We start from the raw sequence: 17900 nt of genomic DNA on the forward strand, positions 1-17900 counted from the left end.
TTAGAAATAAACGTCCGCCGCAGCGATGATCTCATGCCCCTTCGGCGTGCCCAGGACGAGGCCGCCGTTCGGGTCCACAGTCTCGAACGTGCCCGTCACTTCGCCATGCGCCGTCCGCGCTGTGATCACTTCGCCCAGCCGCGCGGCCTTGCGCAGCCAGCTTTCGCGGATCGGGGCAAAACCCATCTCGGCAATGAGCGCTTCCTCCGTGGCATAATTTGTCGCCAAGGCATCAAGAAACACTTCCGGCGCCACCCGCTCCCCGCCTTCGCCAAGAAGGCTCACGGGCCGAAAATCACCGCCGTCGTCGGGTGGCGTCTCGAGAAGGTTCACCCCGATCCCTACCGCCAGCCAGTCGATGAATCGCCCTGCTCCGCTGCTTTCCAGAAGGATTCCGGCAATCTTCCCTTCATTCAGCAGTACGTCATTCGGCCATTTCAACCCAAGTGCATCCCGGTCGACATAAAGCGCCAGCGTCTCGAACAGCGCATTGGCCGCCATGAAGGACCGCAGGGCCGCCTCTGCCGGTGTGCATCCGGGGCGGCTGATATAGGTGGCCGCGAAGTTCCCCTTTGGATGCTGCCAGTGCCGCCCGCGACGCCCTCTGGCCGCCGTCTGGCGCCGGGCGAAGATCCATGTTGCCCGCTCCAGCTCCCGTGCCCGCCGGGCGGCTTCCGCCATGGTGCTGTCGACCTCGTCAAGGACGATCCGGCCGACCCCTTCCGGCCAAAGAAGGCGGTCAGTTGACAAGCGATTCCGCCGCGGCGAGCGCCAGCGGGTCGATCCCGAAGAAGTTGATAACCCCAAAGACCATCACGGCCGCCGACGCAACGAGGAACCCCCACAGAACCGGCGGTGTCCCGCGGTCAAGCGCGTCGCGCTCTTCCCCGAAATACATGTAGTAGACGATACGCAGATAATAGAACGCGCCGATTACGCTCGCCAGAACACCCGCAATAGCAAGCCAGGCCAGCCCGCCGTCATAGGCCGCGCGCAGCACGTAGAACTTGCCGAAAAACCCCAGAAGCGGCGGCACCCCGGCGAGCGAGAACATCAGGATCAGCATCGCCAGCGCCTTGAGCGGCTCCTTGTCGGAATAGCTCTTGAGCGCTGCGATATCCGTCACAGGCATTCCATCCTTCTCCATCGACAGGATGAAGGCGAAGGTGCCTATGTTCATCACAACATAGATCACCATGTAGACCAGCATCGCCTGCACACCGAAGGCCGTGCCCGCCGCCAATCCCATCAGAGCGAACCCCATATGCGCGATCGAGGAATAGGCCATCAGCCGCTTGATATTGGTCTGCCCAATCGCCGCGACAGCGCCCAGGAACATCGATACGACACTCAGGAACGCCACAATCTGCTGCCAGTCACCGACGATCCCGCCAAAGGCGTCGTGAACGACGCGCGCGAAAAGCGCCATCGCGGCAACCTTCGGTGCGGTTGCGAAGAACGCCGTCACCGGCGTGGGTGAGCCCTCGTAGACGTCCGGCGTCCACATATGGAACGGCGCGGCTGAGACCTTGAAGGCGAAACCTGCGATCAGGAACACCAGCCCGAACAGCAGTCCGATCGACACCTCGCCCTGCGCCGCCTCGATGATGCCGGCGAACTCGGTCGTGCCCGCATAGCCGTAGGTCAGCGACGCGCCGTAGAGCAGCAGGCCCGACGACAATGCGCCGAGGACAAAGTATTTCAGCCCGGCTTCGGTCGACTTCACGCTGTCCCGTCGCAAGGCGGCGACGACGTAGAGCGACAGCGACTGCAGCTCAAGCCCCATATAGAGCGTGATCAGGTCGTTTGCCGAAACCATGACCATCATGCCGACAGCGGCTAGCGCGACCAGCAGCGGATACTCAAACCGCAAGAGATCCCTGCGCGCCATGTATCCTTCGCTCATCAGCAGCACCGCCGCCGCACTGAGCAGGATCACGACCTTGGCAAAGCGCGCAAAGCTGTCATCGATGAAACTGCCGAAGAACGCCTCCCGCGGGGGCCCGCCCATCGAGGCAATCCAGAACGCCATGATCGCGAAGACCGCACAGGTTGCCCACAGCATCATCGGCGCCCATCGATCCTTGCCGCCATAGACGCACACGATCAGCCCGAGCATGGCAAAACAGGCCAGCAAGAGCTCTGGCAGAACGATCTGGATATCTTCACCGATCATTGCGACACACTCCCGCTCTCGGCGAACTGCGTGGCGGTCTCGAACCGCAGCACAGCTTCCTCGTAGTTGCCCACCAGGGCCTCAACGCTCGGCCCGATGATATCCGTTACCAGCGCCGGATAGACCCCCAACAGCAGCGTCATCACGACCAGCGGCGCGAAGATGAACTTCTCCCGCCTCGTCATGTCAGTGATCGACCGCAGGCTCTCCTTGATCAGATCGCCCAGGACGACCCTCCGGTATAGCCATAGCGCATAAGCCGCCGAAAAGATCACGCCGGTCGCCGCAACAAGCGCGACCCAGGTATTCACCTGGAATACACCGATGAGGGTCAGGAACTCACCCACGAACCCGCTCGTTCCCGGCAGGCCGACATTGGCCATCGTGAACAGCATGAAGATCAGCGCATAGGCCGGCATCCGGTTCACGAGGCCCCCATAGGCATCGATATCGCGCGTATGCATCCGGTCGTAAATCACACCAACACAGAGGAAGAGCGCGCCAGAGATGAAGCCGTGGCTCAGCATCTGAAAGATCGCCCCGTCGATCCCCTGCTGGTTCGCCGCGAAGATCCCCATCGTCACGAACCCCATATGGGCGACCGAGGAATAGGCGATCAGCTTTTTCATATCCTCCTGCACCAGCGCCACAAGCGAGGTGTAGACGATCGCAATTGCGCTGATCCACAGGACGAACGGCGCCATCAGGTCGCTGGCCACCGGGAACATCGGCAGAGAGAACCGAAGGAAGCCATAGCCTCCCATCTTCAGAAGGATCGCAGCCAGCACCACCGACCCCGCCGTTGGCGCCTGCACGTGGGCATCCGGCAACCAGGTATGGACCGGCCACATTGGCATCTTCACCGCGAAGGACGCGAAGAAGGCGATCCACATCAGCGTCTGCGCCCCACCGATCACCGTGAAGCCGAGGATCCGCATCGGATCGGACGAGAACTCGTGCGACAGAAGCGTCGGGATATCCGTTGTCCCCGCCTGAGCGTACATCGCGATCATTGCGACCAGCATCAGGACCGACCCGAGGAAGGTGTAGAGGAAGAACTTGAAGGACGCATAGATGCGGTCCTTCCCGCCCCAGATCCCGATTATCAGGAACATCGGGATCAACCCGGCCTCGAAGAACAGGTAGAACAGCACCAGATCAAGCGCACAAAAGACGCCCAGCATCAGCGTCTCGAGCACGAGGAAGGCGATCATGTACTCCTTCGTCCGGTGCGTGACGTCCCAGGCAGACCAGATGACGAGCGGCATCAGGAACGTCGTCAGCATCACGAACAGGACGCTGATCCCGTCGACGCCCATCTTGTAGGTGAGGCCAAAGACCCACTCGGCCTCCTCCACCATCTGGAAGCCGGTATTGTTGGGATCGAACTGGAAGATAACGAAGAGCGAGACAAGGAATGTGGCCACCGTCACGGCCATCGCCACCCACTTGGCATTCCGCTGCGCCTCGGCATCGTCGCCGCGCAGGAACAGCGCGAGGATCATTGCCGCGATCAGCGGCATGAAGGTGATAAGCGACAGGAGGTTGTCCATCAGTTGCCTCCCGTCAGGCTGACCCAGGTCAGCAGGACAGCCAGCCCCAGCACCATCGCGAAGGCATAGTGGAAAAGGTATCCCGATTGCCCTCGGTTCGCGAGGCGGGTGAAGAACGGCACAATGCCCATGGCAAGGCCGTTGATCCCGCCATCGATCACGCGGCCGTCCCCGCCCTTCCAGAAGCTCCGCCCGATGCCAAGCGCGGGTCGCACGAAGATCGCGTCGTAGATCTCATCGAAGTACCACTTATTCAACAGGAACCGGTAGAGGATCCCGTTGGCCTCGGCCACCTTTCCAGGCAGCTCAGGACGGCGGATATACATCAGCCAGGCAAGCCCGAGCCCCAGCAACATCGCGACAAACGGCGAGACCTTCACCCAGGTCGGCGCATAATGAGCATCGTCGAGCACTGTGTTCTCCGGGGCCACGTAGATCGCCCCCTGTCCTGGCACGCCCGCTAGGGTCACATGATGATCGTCGCCGTATGCCCCCTCTTCGCCGTGGCTGTCATCGCTATGAACCGCCGTGTCGTCGCTGTGGCCTTCATCGCCGTGGCTGTCGTCTCCGTATCCCTCCGCGGATGCTTCAGCGACAGGGATGGCAAAGAACTCGGCTACATCACCCGTCTCGCCAAAGAAGCTGTCATACCAGATCATTCCGGCAAACACGGCACCAAGCGACAGGATGCCTAGAGGCGCGATCATCGTCATCGGGCTTTCATGGGCGTGCTCATGGGTATGCCGATCGCCCCGCGGTTCGCCCCAGAAGGTCAGGAACATCAGCCGCCAGGAGTAAAAGCTCGTGAATGCCGCAGCGATCACCAGCGCCCAGAAGGCGAACCCGTCACTGCCCGCCCACGCACTTTCGATCACCGCATCCTTCGACAGGAACCCGGCGAAGCCGATATGGGTCAGCGGAATGCCCACGCCGGTGATCGCCAGCGTTCCGATCATCATCGCCCAGAACGTATAGGGCAGCTTCTTTCGCAGCCCACCATAATTCCGCATATCCTGTTCGTGATGCATCCCGTGGATGACAGACCCCGCACCAAGGAACAGCATCGCCTTGAAGAAGGCATGGGTGAACAGGTGGAACATTGCGACTGAATAGACACCGACACCCGCAGCCACGAACATGTAGCCAAGCTGCGAACATGTCGAATATGCGATCACGCGCTTGATGTCGTTCTGGACAAGGCCCACCGTCGCCGCGAAAAATGCGGTCATTGCGCCGATGAAAACGATGAAGCCCGTGGCGTAGGGCGCGAATTCCATGATCGGCGACATCCGGCAGACGAGGAACACGCCCGCCGTCACCATCGTTGCCGCATGGATCAAGGCAGAAACGGGCGTCGGCCCTTCCATCGCGTCCGGCAGCCAGGTGTGAAGGAACAGCTGCGCCGATTTCCCCATCGCGCCGATGAACAGCAGAAGGGCCACAACCTCGGCCGCATTCCACTGCCGCCAGAGGAAGGTCATCTGCGTCTCGGCGATTTCAGGCGCTGCGGCGAAGATGTCGTCGAAGCGGATCGAGTCCACCAGGAAGAACAGCGCGAGGATCCCCAGCATGAAGCCGAAATCGCCAACCCGGTTGACGACGAAGGCCTTGATCGCGGCCGCATTGGCGCTTGGCTTTCGATAGTAGAACCCGATCAAGAGGTAGGAGGCGAGGCCCACGCCCTCCCAGCCGAAGAACATCTGGACGAGGTTGTCTGCCGTCACCAGCATCAGCATCGCGAAGGTGAAGAACGACAGGTAGGCAAAGAAGCGCGCCTTATAGTGCTCGCCTTCGCGGAAGTTGTCGTCATGGGCCATGTAGCCGAAGGAATAGAGGTGGACGAGCGCCGAGACCGTCGTGATCACGATCAGCATGATCGCCGTCAACCGGTCCAGCCGGATGGCCCAGTCCGTCGCCAGCGTCCCGCTTTCGATCCAGCGCATAATTTGGATCTGCTGGGTTGTGCCATCGAAGGTGAAGAAGACGATCCAGCTGAGCAGCGCGGCCAGGAACAACAATAGCGTCGCCGTCCACTGCGCCGCCGTTTCCCCAATCAGGCGCCAGCCGAACCCCGCGATGAGCGCGCCCACGAGAGGCGCGAAAAGGATGATCGTCTCCATGAAATCAGCCCTTCATCACGTTGACGTCTTCGACGTCGATGGTCCCGCGGTTCCGGAAGAAACAGACGAGAATGGCAAGCCCGATGGCCGCCTCCGCCGCCGCGACCGTCAGAACGAACAAGGTAAAGACCTGCCCCACCAGATCGTTCAGTGCCGCCGAGAACGCCACGAAGTTGATATTCACGGCGAGCAACATCAGCTCGATCGACATCAGCAGGATGATCACGTTCTTCCGGTTCAGAAAGAGCCCGAAGATCCCGATGACGAACAACGCCGCCGCGACGGTGAGGTAGTGTTCAAGGCCGATCAACAGAAAACCATCCCTTCGCTAGCCGCTTGCCGTCCTTCGCAGGTTATAAAGTGGATGCCGTGAATGCTGGTGCCGAATGAATAGGGCATTGCACCATGTGGCAAACTCCAGCCTCCAGCCAGGACATCCGCTAGGAACAAGAATGCGAGGAAGCCGAGGAGAGTTCTCACAGGCCCTGCCCCGGCTTCACGTCTTTCATCTCCAGCGCCTTCTCCGGGTCGCGGTACATCTGGGCCAGCACGTCCTGACGCTTGATGTCCTGACGGTGGCGCAGGGTCAGCACGATCGCCCCGACCATCGCGACCAGCAGGATCAGCCCCGAGAGCTGGAATGCCAGGATGTAGCGGTCATACAGGATCAGACCGATCCCTGCGACATTGTCCGGCGCCTCAAGCGCAGGCGCCACGACGCGATCCTCCGCTCCTTCGGAAAACTGCCAGGCCCCCAAAGCGATCGCCAACTGCATCAGCACGATCACCCCGATCAACAGCCCCAGCGGCAGATACTTCGCCATCTCCGCCTTCAGCTCGGCGAAATCCACGTCCAGCATCATGACGACGAAAAGGAACAGCACCGCCACCGCGCCTACATAGACGATGATCAGCAGCATCGCGACGAACTCGGCCCCGAGCAGCACGAAGAGGCCCGCCGACGAGAGAAATGCGAGGATCAGCCACAACACCGAATGGACCGGGTTGCGCGAGATGACGGTGAAAAGTCCGCCCGCAATGGTCGAGATGGCGAAGCAGTAAAAGGCGATCACGGCTGGTGTCATTCGCTCTCTCCGTCCTCCATCGCCTCTTGCGCCAGTTCCATGGCCTTGGTCATCGCCGGGATGCCGCCGAATGCACCCATCTGGGCGATAGTTTCGGCCACTTCCTGGCGTGTTGCGCCCGCCTCGATCGCGTGGCGCACCGTCATCCGGATCTGCGCCTCGGCCTGTGCCCCGAGCATCGTCAACGCGCCGAGGGTCAACAGCAGCCGCGTCTTGGCGTCAAGCCCCTCCGGATTGAAGGTCTTGCCCATGAACGTCTCCATGAGCTCCTTGGGCATGGTCGGCCACAGCGCCTCGAACCCCTTCGGCGTGAAGGACTCAAGGGCCGGATTGAACTGCTTCGCCCAATCCTGACCCATCCGCATCATGACTTCGAAGGGATTGTCGGTCATACCGCGTCTTCCTCCGCGAAAACCTCCATAGCCGCATTCAATGCGTTCACCATCGCCGGGAAGCCACCATAGAGCGACATCTGTAGGATGACCTCGGTCACCTCCGTCCGTGTCGCGCCGGCTTTCAAAGAGGCGCCCACATGCACCTTAAGTTGCGGTCTTGTCTGCCCGCCGATCGCCGCAAGCGCCGCAACGGTCGCCAGCTGCCGCGTCTTCAGGTCGAGCCCGGGCCGGTTGTAGATCTGCCCATAGGCTGTCCCAACCACGTAGTCGGAAAATCCCGGGACAAGATGGTCATACCGTTCGGCCAGAACGTCTTTCAGACCCGGATTGACCGTATCCGAAAGCGACCGCCCCGCGGCGACATGTTGTGCTTCATCAGTCATCTATACGGCGCGTCGATTTCCAGGTTGCGGGCGATCTCGGCCTCCCACCGCTCACCGTTTTCGAGAAGCTTCTGCTTATCGTAGAACAGCTCTTCCCGCGTCTCGGTGGCGTATTCGAAGTTCGGCCCCTCGACGATGGCATCGACCGGGCAGGCCTCCTGGCAATAGCCGCAATAGATGCACTTCGTCATGTCGATGTCATAGCGTGTGGTCCGCCGCGACCCGTCCTCCCGCGCCTCAGCATCGATCGTGATCGCCTGCGCCGGGCAGATCGCCTCGCAGAGCTTGCAGGCGATGCAACGTTCTTCCCCATTCGGGTAGCGCCGTAGCGCATGTTCACCGCGGAACCGCGGCGACAAAGGCCCCTTTTCATGAGGGTAGTTCACCGTCGCCTTGGGGCGGAAGAAGTACTTCATCCCCAGCTTCATCGCCGAGAAAAAGTCAGCCAAGAGAAAATACTTGGCCGCACGCGTATAGTCGATCTGCGTCATATCCAGTCTCCGCTAAGGCCTATCGCAGTCGCCATTATCTAAATACTCGACCGCATTGTTGACGAACCGATCCACGATGAGAAAGTCCATCTCATAGCTGGTCGGCGCATCTTCGGGCAGGTCGCCGACATACATCGCCCAGATTTCGGTAACCGCATAGGCCAAGTCTTCGCCGGGCTCACAAAGCCCCGTCTCGATTCGGCTGTCGATCCCCTGCTTGAGATAGCCAAGGATCGTGACGATCGCGAACGGATCGTTCTCCGAAAACTGGAGGCCCCATGACGGTTCAATCCACTCGAGTGCCGCGCTCGCCTGCTCAGGGCTGCAAAACTCGGTTCCGATCTGGTAAAAGCCACAGTCCTCAAGCCGATAAACGCCCAGTTGAGCGCTTGTTGGGAGCGCTAGAACGGTCAGTAGCCCGGTCAGGGAAAGTGCGCCCGCCCTCACCATTAGCCACCTACCGCCCAGCGGGCATAGGCCCCGCCAAACAGCTCGAACTTCGCCAAGAACGCCACCAGCACGACCCACGCCAATGAGAACGGCAGGAACACCTTCCATCCCAGCCGCATCAGTTGGTCGTAGCGGTAGCGGGGCACGATGGCCTTCACCATCGAGATCAGGAAGAAGATCACGAACATCTTCGCGACCATCCAGAACACGCCGTCCGGCAGGAAAGGCACCGGCGACAGCCAGCCGCCGAAGAAGATCAGCGTAATCAGCGCCGTCATCAGCACGATCGTGGCGTATTCCCCGATCATGAAGAGCAGGAACGGCGTCGACGAGTACTCCACCTGATAGCCCGCGACGAGTTCGGATTCGGCCTCCGGCAGGTCGAAGGGCGGCCGGTTCGTCTCAGCCAAGGCCGAGATGAAGAACAGGAACAACATCGGCAGGTGCGGCAGCCAGTACCAGCTCAGAAGGCCCCAATCCCCATCCTGCGCCCGCACGATCTCGGTCAGGTTCAGTGACCCGGTTGAGATGATGACACCAACCAGGATCAACCCGATCGACACCTCGTAGGAGATCATCTGCGCCGCGGACCTGAGGCTCCCAAGGAACGGATACTTCGAATTCGAGGCCCATCCCCCCATGATCACGCCATAGACCTCCAGCGAGGAGACCGCGAAGATATAAAGGATCGCCACGTTCACGTCGGCAATCGCCCAGCCATCGTTGAACGGGATCACCGCCCACGCGATCAGCGGCAGGGTGAAGGCGATCATGGGCGCAAGAAAGAACACCGTCTTGTCCGCACCCGCGGGCACTACGATCTCTTTCAGGGCGTATTTGAAGAAATCGGCAAAGCTCTGCAGAAGCCCAAAGGCGCCCACCACGTTCGGGCCCTTCCGCATCTGCACCGCGGCCCAGATCTTGCGATCGGCGTACAGCAGCACGGCAAGCGACATCAGAAGAAGCACCGTCAGCAGCAGGCACTGCCCCAAGATGATTAGGGCGATCCCCGCATTGGTGCTGAAAAACTCGCTCATACGTCTTTCCCCTTGCCCGCGATATCGTTTGCGGGCTCTGGCGGCGGTGCGGCGAACACCCCGTGTCGTTCCCATGCCGGAGAGTGCGCCCGGCACGTCGCTGTAAACAGCATCTTCCCGCCGTATGCCAGCCTCTTCCGGCCACTCCGGCACATGTGCCGCGGGCCTATTCCGCCGCGATCGGCGCGGCCTCCCGCCGCGCCTTCGCCGACTGGCTTAGCTCGGCCATCAGTTTCGACGCACGGGCGATCGGGTTTGTCAGGTAGTGGTCCGAAATGGCTTGGAAGAAATCCCCATCGCCCATCGTGCCGCCGTCAAGAGCGACCCACTCATTCTCCGGCACCTGATCGACCATCTTCAGATGCGGCACTGCCTTGACTAGCGCCTGTCGCAACTGCGCCATCGTATCGTAAGGCAAGGTCGCGCCCATCTCGCCCGACAGCGCCCGCAGGATCGCCCAGTTCTCCTTGGCCTCCCCAGGTGGGAACGATGCGCGTAAAGCCAGTTGAGGCCTCCCTTCGGTGTTCACGAAGAGCCCGTTCTCCTCCGTATAGGCCGCCCCCGGCAGGATCACATCCGCTCGATGCGCCCCCCGGTCCCCATGGCTGCCCTGATAGATCACGAAAGCCCCTTCGGGCACATCAATCTCGTCCGCGCCGAGGTTGTAGATTACGTCCGCCTCAAGCGCTTGATCGATCCCGCTTTCGCAGACAGCGCCGATATCCATCGCGCCGACACGCGCAGCAGCGGTGTGGAGCGTCAGGAACTTTGACTGCCCGGCCTCTGCCGCCCGCATAGCAGTCGCAAGCACAGCAGCCCCGTCGTCACTGGTCAACGCTCCTTGGCCGACAATCATCACACCTGGCACATCATGCTTGTCCGAATGATCCATGCCAGCGAGCTCGGCGAGCGCCTCTCGCCCCGTGCCAAGATGGGTGTAATCGTAAGTCAGGTCCACCGCCTCGCCGATCAGTGCGACCTTCGCACCCTTAAGCCAGGCCTTCCGTATCCGCGCGTTCAGGACTGGCGCCTCAACGCGGGGGTTGGTCCCGATCAGCAGGATCATCTGCGCATCATCGACGTCCTCGATCCGCGCCGTCCCGACATACCCCGACCGGTTTCCGGCAGGCAGCTTTGCTCCATCCGTCCGGCACTCGACAACACCGCCCTGTTCTTCGATCAGCTCTTTCAACGCGAAAGCGGCCTCAACGGGCGCCAGATCCCCGACCAGTCCCGAGAGCTTTCCAGCACCTTTGATCTTATCCGTCGCCAGCGCCAACACCTCGCCCCAGCCCGCAGGCCGCAGCTTGCCGTTCTCGCGGATGTACGGCTTGTCGAGCCGCTGCCGCCGCAGCCCGTCCCAGACGAACCGCGTCTTGTCGCTGATCCATTCCTCGTTCACGCCGTCATGGTTGCGCGGCAGGAACCGCATGACCTCGCGCCCCTTTGTATCCACCCGAACAGACGAGCCCAAAGCGTCCATCACATCGATCGACTCGGTCTTCGTCAGCTCCCAGGGCCGCGCCGTAAACGCATAGGGCTTCGACACCAGCGCTCCCACCGGGCACAGGTCGATGATGTTCCCCTGTAACTCGCTGTCGAGCGTCTGGCCCAGATAGGATGTGATTTCGCTGTCCTCGCCACGCCCCGTCTGGCCCATCTGCGTGATCCCGGCGACCTCAGTCGTGAACCGAACGCAGCGGGTGCAAGAGATGCAACGCGTCATGTGCGTTTCGACGAGAGGTCCAAGATCCAGGTCCACCGCCGCCCGCTTGGGCTCGCGGTAGCGCGAGAAATCCACGCCATAGGCCATCGCCTGATCCTGCAGATCACATTCGCCGCCCTGATCGCAGATCGGGCAGTCGAGAGGGTGGTTAATGAGTAGAAACTCCATCACCCCCTCTCGCGCCTTCTTGACCATGGGAGAGTTGGTCTTGATGACCGGCGGCTGCCTTTCTGGCCCCGGCCGCAGGTCGCGCACCTGCATCGCGCAGGAGGCTGCTGGCTTCGGCGGGCCACCCACTACCTCGACCAGACACATCCGGCAGTTCCCGGCGATTGACAGCCGTTCATGATAGCAGAACCGCGGGATCTCGACCCCCGCCAGTTCACAAGCTTGGATGAGTGTCAGGGCCGGATCGACCTCGATATCCTGCCCGTCGATGTTGATGGTGCGCAGCTCGGCCAAGGGGGCCTCCGTCCGTCGATTGCGGTATCGAACGTTACCTAACCCCGTGCATGGCGGATTTCCATCGCAAAACCGGCGGCCTCTTGCCGCGTCAGGGTGGCCCTAGCGGGCCCGCAGAAGCTGACCCACCGCGGTGTTAGCAGCGATTTCATCCCGACCGACCCGGCAATGCCCTGCCTCGTCGTCCCGCGACGCCCCGCGCTCGGCCAGGCGGGCCCGCGCGATACCTTCCAAGCGGTCTTTCTCAGCCTCGTCATCAGTATAGGCGTCGATCTCCGCGTCGCTGTAACCCAGGGCTCGCGCCCGTGATTTCAGTTGATTGAGGTAAGAGATCCCGCGAAACAGCCGTGCATCGATGTCGTCACAACGCTCGCTGATCTCATAGGCGATGCCGACGGCAATGATGCCCTCGCGCACCTCCGCCACGTCCTTCAACGGTGGTTTCGCCGCAACCGGCGCCGCCATCAAAGCCACAAGCGCCACCCAGATCCATCGCATGCCAAAGCCCTCTTCGCTGCTCGAAACAGTCCCTGAGGTGGGCGAAACGGTCCGGCTATTCAATAACAGGGCCGATCACTCGGCGGCTTCCCGGCAAGACCGCACCAGATGCAGCCGCGCAGCGTGCAACCAATCCCAACCGAAAGCCTCGTCGCTGTCGCCGTCCAAACGGCGCCTTTCCAGGCGTTCCAGCGCTTCATCGAGCGTCGGCCGATGCCCGACGGGCACCCACCACATCACGAAATGCATCTCACCCAGAACCTCGAACCATTCCTGGCGCCGCTCGTAGAACTGGCGATGGACCGTGTTCCAGACGAACTGCTCCAGCGTTTCGACATCTTCCCAGACAGTCAGATTGGCGACATGGCGCGGGTCGCCCCCGATCTTGGCCTCTGTATTGCCCGTCCCTGGTTCGCCTGAGCCTTCCATCATCCAGACAAAGCCCGGCATCCGCTTGCCGAGCCCATTGACTCGGTCCAGCGCGGCCATGAACTCCGCCACACGTGGATCGTCGGTATCGGCGATCAACCGCCCGACATTCAGTTCGGCCAAGTGATGTCCGTCAGGCTGTTTCATCGCAAATGCTCCTCATCGGACCCACAGCAAGCATCTCCGCAGGCCAAAGCGACAAAATGCTCTTATGGCACAAGCGCGCTTCGCATGGCCACGTTGAAGATGAAGCCATCCAGATACTCTGGGATTGACAACGCGCCGTCGCCATCCAGATCCGCATAATCTGCAGAGGCCTGGATAGCCGCGGCATGTTCATCCGGCGAAACTGCCGAGTCGTTGTCCCGATCGAAGATATCGAATGCCATCGCAACAGCGGTGTCGTAAGCCTGTGTTCGCTCCCGAAACTCAGCCAAATCCGACATCCCGAAGCGCCAGTCCCGCATTTCTTCCTCCGACATCGCGCCGTCGCCATCGAGATCGATCGAGGCGAAGACGCTGTCGCCAAACCCCTGCAACTCCGTGTCCGAGATCACGCCATCTCCATCGGCATCGATCTCTTGTGCAAAAATCTCAGCCGCTGCCCGCCCGGCATCCGGCTGAGCCGCAGCGGGGACCGCGAGCGACATAGACAAAAAGGCTGCTATCAAGTGTTTCAGAGCCATCTTCGATCCTCCTTCGCGCGTCCCCGGGGAGGAGAACTAAGACACCCCCGCTACCTGTCGAGCTTGGGCTCTAACCCGCCAGCGCGGTCCGCATGGCGACGTTGAAGATGAAACCGTCGAGATACTCATTCACCGTCAACGTCCCGTTCTTATCGCCGTCTGCAAGTCCGGCGGCGATCCTCACGCCAGCCTTGTATTCGGCCGGGGAAATCAGGCCGTCACGGTCACGATCGAACAGGGCGAAAGCCATGCCGATCGACGCATCGAACGCCTCTTCGCGGTGGCGGAAGGTGGCGAGATCGGCCATCCCGTGCTCCCAGTCGCGCATCTCCTCGAAGGTCAGGCCGCCGCTACCATCAATGTCCATCGACGAAAAAACCGCTTCGCTGAAGGCGATAACCTCCCCATCCTCAAGCACACCGTCCCGGTCCGCATCCATCTGAGTCGCGAAGAGTTCTGCAATCGCGCGCCCCGGATCGCGTTCCGCATGAGCTGCCATCGGTGCCAGCCCCATCGCCAGCCATGCCAAGACATGTCCAAGTCGCATTGCCATTCTCCTCATATCGCCACAAGGATAAAACTAAACCGTTCGGTTCATTTGTCGAGCAAAAAGTGAAATGGTTTGTTTAGTTTCGCTAGTGCGTCCAATTACAGTCTCTGAAACGCCTTCATAGAGAGTACGGCCCGACCGATCGGTCGGATCACAACGAAGGATGCGATAGTCCTGACTTCTTGGAGGGGCCTTAGCGTCTGGTCTACTCGGCGGCGACGGGCACCCGCTTCGTGCGGATCCGGTCTTCGATTTCGTCCCGGAAATGCCGGATCAGGCCCTGGATCGGCCAAGCCGCCGCATCGCCGAGCGCGCAGATCGTATGCCCCTCGACCTGCTTGGTGACCTCCAGCAGCATGTCGATCTCCTCGACCGCTGCATCGCCCTTCACCAGGCGGTCCATGACCCGCATCATCCAGCCGGCGCCTTCACGGCACGGCGTGCACTGACCACAGCTTTCGTGCTTGTAGAAGGCCGAGAGCCGCCAGATCGCCTTGATGATGTCCGTCGACTGATCCATCACGATAACTGCTGCCGTCCCAAGGCCCGACTGATGCTCGCGCAGCCAGTCGAAATCCATGATCGCCTCATCCATGGTCGAGGCTGGCAGCAAAGGTACCGATGATCCTCCAGGGATCACGGCCTTGAGGTTCTCCCAACCGCCGCGGATTCCGCCGCAATGCTTGTCGATCAGTTCCCGAAATGGGATCGACATCTCCTCCTCGACCACACACGGATTGTTCACGTGGCCCGAGATCGCGAAGAGCTTGGTCCCCGCATTGTTCGGCCGCCCGAAGCCCGCAAACCACGACCCGCCGCGCCGCAGGATCGTCGGCACAACGGCGATCGACTCCACGTTATTCACCGTCGTCGGGCAGCCATAGAGCCCCGCCCCTGCCGGAAAGGGCGGTTTCATCCGCGGCATCCCTTTTTTGCCTTCGAGGCTCTCCAGCAGTGCCGTCTCCTCGCCGCAGATATAGGCCCCGGCTCCGTGCACGAGATAGAGGTCAAAATCCCAGCCTGAACCAGCCGCGTTCGGTCCGACGAGCCCCGCATCGTAGGCTTCGTCGATGGCGATCTGCAGCGCTTCGCGCTCGCGGATATACTCGCCACGAATATAGATATAGCAGGCATGGGCGTTCATCGCGAAGGACGCGATGAGGCAGCCCTCGATCAGCGTATGGGGATCATGGCGCATGATCTCCCGGTCTTTACAGGTTCCGGGTTCGGATTCGTCGGCATTCACTACGAGGTAGGCCGGCCGGCCATCGGACTCCTTCGGCATGAACGACCACTTCAGGCCTGTTGGGAACCCCGCGCCACCGCGCCCCCTCAGGCCGGACGACTTCATCTCCTCGATGATCCAGTCCCGGCCCCTCTCGATGAGGCCCGCCGTGCCGTCCCAATGCCCGCGGGCCTGCGCGCCCCTCAGCGACCGGTCCTTCATCCCATAGATATTGGTGAAAATCCGGTCCTCGTCCTTGAGCATGCCTCAGTCCCTATCCTTGCGCCGCGCCTGAGTCGCGCGCCATGTCAGCCATAGTCCATAGCCCATACCGGCTAGGGCAAACAGATCGAAAAGAGCGCGGACACGGTTGCTCCAGCCGAGCCAGCCGCCCGTCATTGTGATCAGGATCCACAAAATCGCGACGCCCGCGATTGTCAATGCGGCGCGCCGTCCTTCCGATCCGTCCGAGGTCATGCACAAGCCCTAGTAGACGTCGCCTTTGTCGACCTTCTCAGAGAAGGCGGTCTCGCCACCACTGGCCAAGGTCTCAGCCTGACTGACCCAATTGTCCCGGCTCGCACGGCCTTTGAAGCCCTCCAGGTTTTCGTCCACCCAGGCAAGCTCGTTCGTCTGCCAGCCCGCGATCTGGTCGAAGTGATAGATTCCCATCCCATGCAGCATCTTTTCGAGTTTCGGCCCAATCCCCTTGATCTTCTTCAGATCGTCAGGCCCGCCGTCACGCGGGGCTTCCATCATTTGGGGCTTCGCCGCGGCGCTCGCTGCAGCGGACGCACTGGCCGGAGACTCAGCAGCGGCAGGCGAAACCTCCTCGACCACGGGCTCGGGCGCGACGTCAGCCACGGCCGGCTCTGGCTCGACAATTGTCTCGTCAGCGACTTCATGCTGAGGCTCCTCGACCACCGCCTCTGCTCTAGGCTGTTCAGCCTCCGACACGGCGACCTCATCGTGGTGATGCCTCTCCGCCTGCGCTTCGGCGACCGGTGCAGCCGGCGCGGCATGGGTGCCTGCAACCGTGCTCTGCGTCCCCGGAATCATCACGTTGCCGGGTTCCGGCATCGATCGACACACCGTCAACTGCAACAGCAATCCCACGGCGATCGCCAAGAGTCCGCCCGTAAAGATAGCCTGCGCTGAGGAGAACCCCCCCAGCATAAACAGCAGAACCATGGCGACCAAACCGATTAATCCCCCCACAGCCCAGCATCCCGCCAGGCATCTCAGCTTTCCGGTCTGAACGGACATGTGCCGACCTCCCTTGTCTTCCGGCCGCGCACCCCGCGCAGCTCTTGGCAGCCCCCCACGTCATAACACTAAACTAACTTTTGGACAGGTCCATGGCGTTGGAGAGCCAGGCAGGCATTCCGAAGATCGGATAGAAGGGCGTTACGTTTCGCTCAGGGCCTTGGCCTGCTCGACCCAGTCGTCGCGTGTGATCCGGCCCTTGAACTTTAACCTTGCGTCAACCCAAGCGATCTCCTCATCGCCCCAAGCCGCGATCTGGCGATAATGGTAAAAGCCCATCTCGTTCAACAAATCGGCTAGCTTCGGCCCGATACCATTGATCCGCGTCAAATCGTCGGCCTCGCCCGGCGGAGTGTCCAGTCGCTCTGGTTCTCGCTCAGCCGCAGCACGGGTCTCGTCATCGGCCGCCTGACCCGCCGGGTTCGACTTGCCTTCAGGCTTGGCCTGACTGGCCGCCTCTGCCGCCTGCTTCGTCACGCCTGTCGCATCGGAGGCCTTGCCCTTCGCAACCTTCGGGCCTGGCGTCTCCTCCGGCTCAGGACGCCGAACAGGCGGCGGTGACTTGGTCGCACTGCCACCTCGCGTCCATGGCGTCACCAAGGGTACTTCGGTCCCGTCGATACGCTTGATCGTATCGCCGATCTCGACCGCTAGCGCGACCGATCCGTTACGTGCCTCGCGCTCACCCTCGGCCACCTCAAGCGAGGTCAGCCCGCCCGCAGGCTCCGAGGTGAAGCGGCCATTCTGAGGCCCTGGTACCGGCACCTCACCCGCTGCCATTCGGTCGAGGATCTCGCCCAGCCGTTCAGCGGTCAGATCCTCGTAGTAGTCCTTACCAATCTGCGCCATTGGCGCATTCGCGCAGGCCCCCAAGCACTCGACCTCTTCCCACGAAAACTTGCCATCCGCCGACAGTTGATGCGGCCGCTTCGCGATCTTATCCTTGCAGGTCGCGACCAGATCCTCAGCCCCGCAGATCATGCAGGATGTCGTGCCGCAGATTTGAATATGTGCGACCGACCCCACCGGCTGAAGCTGGAACATGAAATAGAAAGTCGCGACCTCAAGCACGCGCATGTAGGCCATGTCGAGCATCTCGGCGATGTGTTCCATCGCCGGCCGGGTCAACCACCCCTCTTGCTCTTGCGCGCGCCACAAAAGCGGGATCACAGCGCTTGCTTGCCGCCCTTCCGGATACTTGGTGATCTGCGCCTCGGCCCACTTCTGGTTCGCCTCGGTAAAGGCAAAACTCTCCGGCTGTTCGGGATGCAGGCGTCGCAACATGGCACAGGTCTTTCCGATAGAGGGCGCTTTCGCCCTCTCCTAAGCCGCCTGAGCAGGAGTTTCCAGCATTAGCCGCTCCGCCGT

At 61.4% G+C, this 17900-nt stretch carries 20 protein-coding genes; all 20 read right to left on the minus strand.

Annotated features, from left to right (window positions below):
• Complete coding sequence (locus AADZ90_RS13950) at positions 1–750, minus strand: biotin--[acetyl-CoA-carboxylase] ligase (RefSeq protein WP_367310915.1); 750 nt, start codon at positions 748–750, stop codon at positions 1–3.
• Positions 740–2176 (minus strand): NADH-quinone oxidoreductase subunit NuoN, encoded by a 1437-nt coding sequence (gene nuoN / locus AADZ90_RS13955; protein WP_367310914.1) that lies wholly within the window; start codon positions 2174–2176, stop codon positions 740–742. The genes AADZ90_RS13950 and nuoN overlap by 11 nt, the downstream gene beginning before the upstream one ends.
• Positions 2173–3729 (minus strand): NADH-quinone oxidoreductase subunit M, encoded by a 1557-nt coding sequence (locus AADZ90_RS13960; protein ID WP_367310913.1) that lies wholly within the window; start codon positions 3727–3729, stop codon positions 2173–2175. The genes nuoN and AADZ90_RS13960 overlap by 4 nt, the downstream gene beginning before the upstream one ends.
• A complete protein-coding gene (gene nuoL / locus AADZ90_RS13965; RefSeq protein WP_367310912.1) occupies positions 3729–5849 on the minus strand; it encodes an NADH-quinone oxidoreductase subunit L in 2121 nt (706 codons plus the stop codon). Before nuoL ends, AADZ90_RS13960 begins: the two co-directional genes overlap by 1 nt.
• A gap of 4 nt (positions 5850–5853) precedes the next feature.
• Positions 5854–6159: an NADH-quinone oxidoreductase subunit NuoK gene (gene nuoK / locus AADZ90_RS13970; RefSeq protein WP_367310911.1), complete on the minus strand. Its 306-nt coding sequence runs from the start codon at positions 6157–6159 to the stop codon at positions 5854–5856.
• A 166-nt stretch (positions 6160–6325) separates the two neighbouring features.
• Complete coding sequence (locus AADZ90_RS13975) at positions 6326–6934, minus strand: NADH-quinone oxidoreductase subunit J (protein ID WP_367310910.1); 609 nt, start codon at positions 6932–6934, stop codon at positions 6326–6328.
• Complete coding sequence (locus tag AADZ90_RS13980) at positions 6931–7326, minus strand: carboxymuconolactone decarboxylase family protein (protein WP_367310909.1); 396 nt, start codon at positions 7324–7326, stop codon at positions 6931–6933. The genes AADZ90_RS13975 and AADZ90_RS13980 overlap by 4 nt, the downstream gene beginning before the upstream one ends.
• Positions 7323–7712 carry a carboxymuconolactone decarboxylase family protein gene (locus AADZ90_RS13985; protein ID WP_367310908.1) on the minus strand — a complete coding sequence of 130 codons (390 nt, stop codon included), beginning with the start codon at positions 7710–7712 and terminating at the stop codon, positions 7323–7325. The genes AADZ90_RS13980 and AADZ90_RS13985 overlap by 4 nt, the downstream gene beginning before the upstream one ends.
• Complete coding sequence (nuoI, locus tag AADZ90_RS13990; RefSeq protein ID WP_367310907.1) at positions 7709–8203, minus strand: NADH-quinone oxidoreductase subunit NuoI; 495 nt, start codon at positions 8201–8203, stop codon at positions 7709–7711. Before nuoI ends, AADZ90_RS13985 begins: the two co-directional genes overlap by 4 nt.
• 12 nt (positions 8204–8215) lie before the next feature.
• Entirely contained in the window at positions 8216–8650 is a 435-nt protein-coding gene (locus AADZ90_RS13995) for a hypothetical protein (protein WP_367310906.1), read from the minus strand.
• A gap of 2 nt (positions 8651–8652) precedes the next feature.
• Entirely contained in the window at positions 8653–9690 is a 1038-nt protein-coding gene (nuoH, locus tag AADZ90_RS14000; protein WP_367310905.1) for an NADH-quinone oxidoreductase subunit NuoH, read from the minus strand.
• Positions 9691–9856: 166 nt separating this feature from the next.
• Entirely contained in the window at positions 9857–11878 is a 2022-nt protein-coding gene (nuoG, locus tag AADZ90_RS14005; RefSeq protein WP_367310904.1) for an NADH-quinone oxidoreductase subunit NuoG, read from the minus strand.
• Between the two features lie 102 nt (positions 11879–11980).
• Entirely contained in the window at positions 11981–12376 is a 396-nt protein-coding gene (locus AADZ90_RS14010; protein ID WP_367310903.1) for a DUF5333 domain-containing protein, read from the minus strand.
• Positions 12377–12451: 75 nt separating this feature from the next.
• Positions 12452–12952 (minus strand): DUF3291 domain-containing protein, encoded by a 501-nt coding sequence (locus AADZ90_RS14015; RefSeq protein WP_367310902.1) that lies wholly within the window; start codon positions 12950–12952, stop codon positions 12452–12454.
• A gap of 62 nt (positions 12953–13014) precedes the next feature.
• Entirely contained in the window at positions 13015–13491 is a 477-nt protein-coding gene (locus AADZ90_RS14020) for an EF-hand domain-containing protein (protein WP_411997046.1), read from the minus strand.
• A gap of 70 nt (positions 13492–13561) precedes the next feature.
• The gene (locus tag AADZ90_RS14025) at positions 13562–14038 is read right to left on the minus strand and encodes an EF-hand domain-containing protein (RefSeq protein ID WP_367310900.1); all 477 of its coding nucleotides are present in this window, start codon (positions 14036–14038) and stop codon (positions 13562–13564) included.
• Positions 14039–14246: 208 nt separating this feature from the next.
• Positions 14247–15530, minus strand: coding sequence for an NADH-quinone oxidoreductase subunit NuoF (gene nuoF / locus AADZ90_RS14030; RefSeq protein WP_367310899.1), 1284 nt, complete (start codon positions 15528–15530; stop codon positions 14247–14249).
• A 3-nt stretch (positions 15531–15533) separates the two neighbouring features.
• Entirely contained in the window at positions 15534–15743 is a 210-nt protein-coding gene (locus AADZ90_RS14035; protein ID WP_367310898.1) for a DUF5337 family protein, read from the minus strand.
• 9 nt (positions 15744–15752) lie between these two features.
• Positions 15753–16532, minus strand: a complete 780-nt coding sequence (locus tag AADZ90_RS14040; RefSeq protein ID WP_367310897.1) for a helix-hairpin-helix domain-containing protein — start codon at positions 16530–16532, stop codon at positions 15753–15755.
• 141 nt (positions 16533–16673) lie between these two features.
• Positions 16674–17816 carry an NADH-quinone oxidoreductase subunit E gene (locus AADZ90_RS14045; protein WP_367310896.1) on the minus strand — a complete coding sequence of 381 codons (1143 nt, stop codon included), beginning with the start codon at positions 17814–17816 and terminating at the stop codon, positions 16674–16676.
• Positions 17817–17900 lie beyond the last annotated feature (84 nt).

Source organism: Aestuariibius violaceus (genome assembly GCF_040779325.2).
Classification (GTDB): Bacteria; Pseudomonadota; Alphaproteobacteria; order Rhodobacterales; family Rhodobacteraceae; genus Aestuariibius; species Aestuariibius violaceus.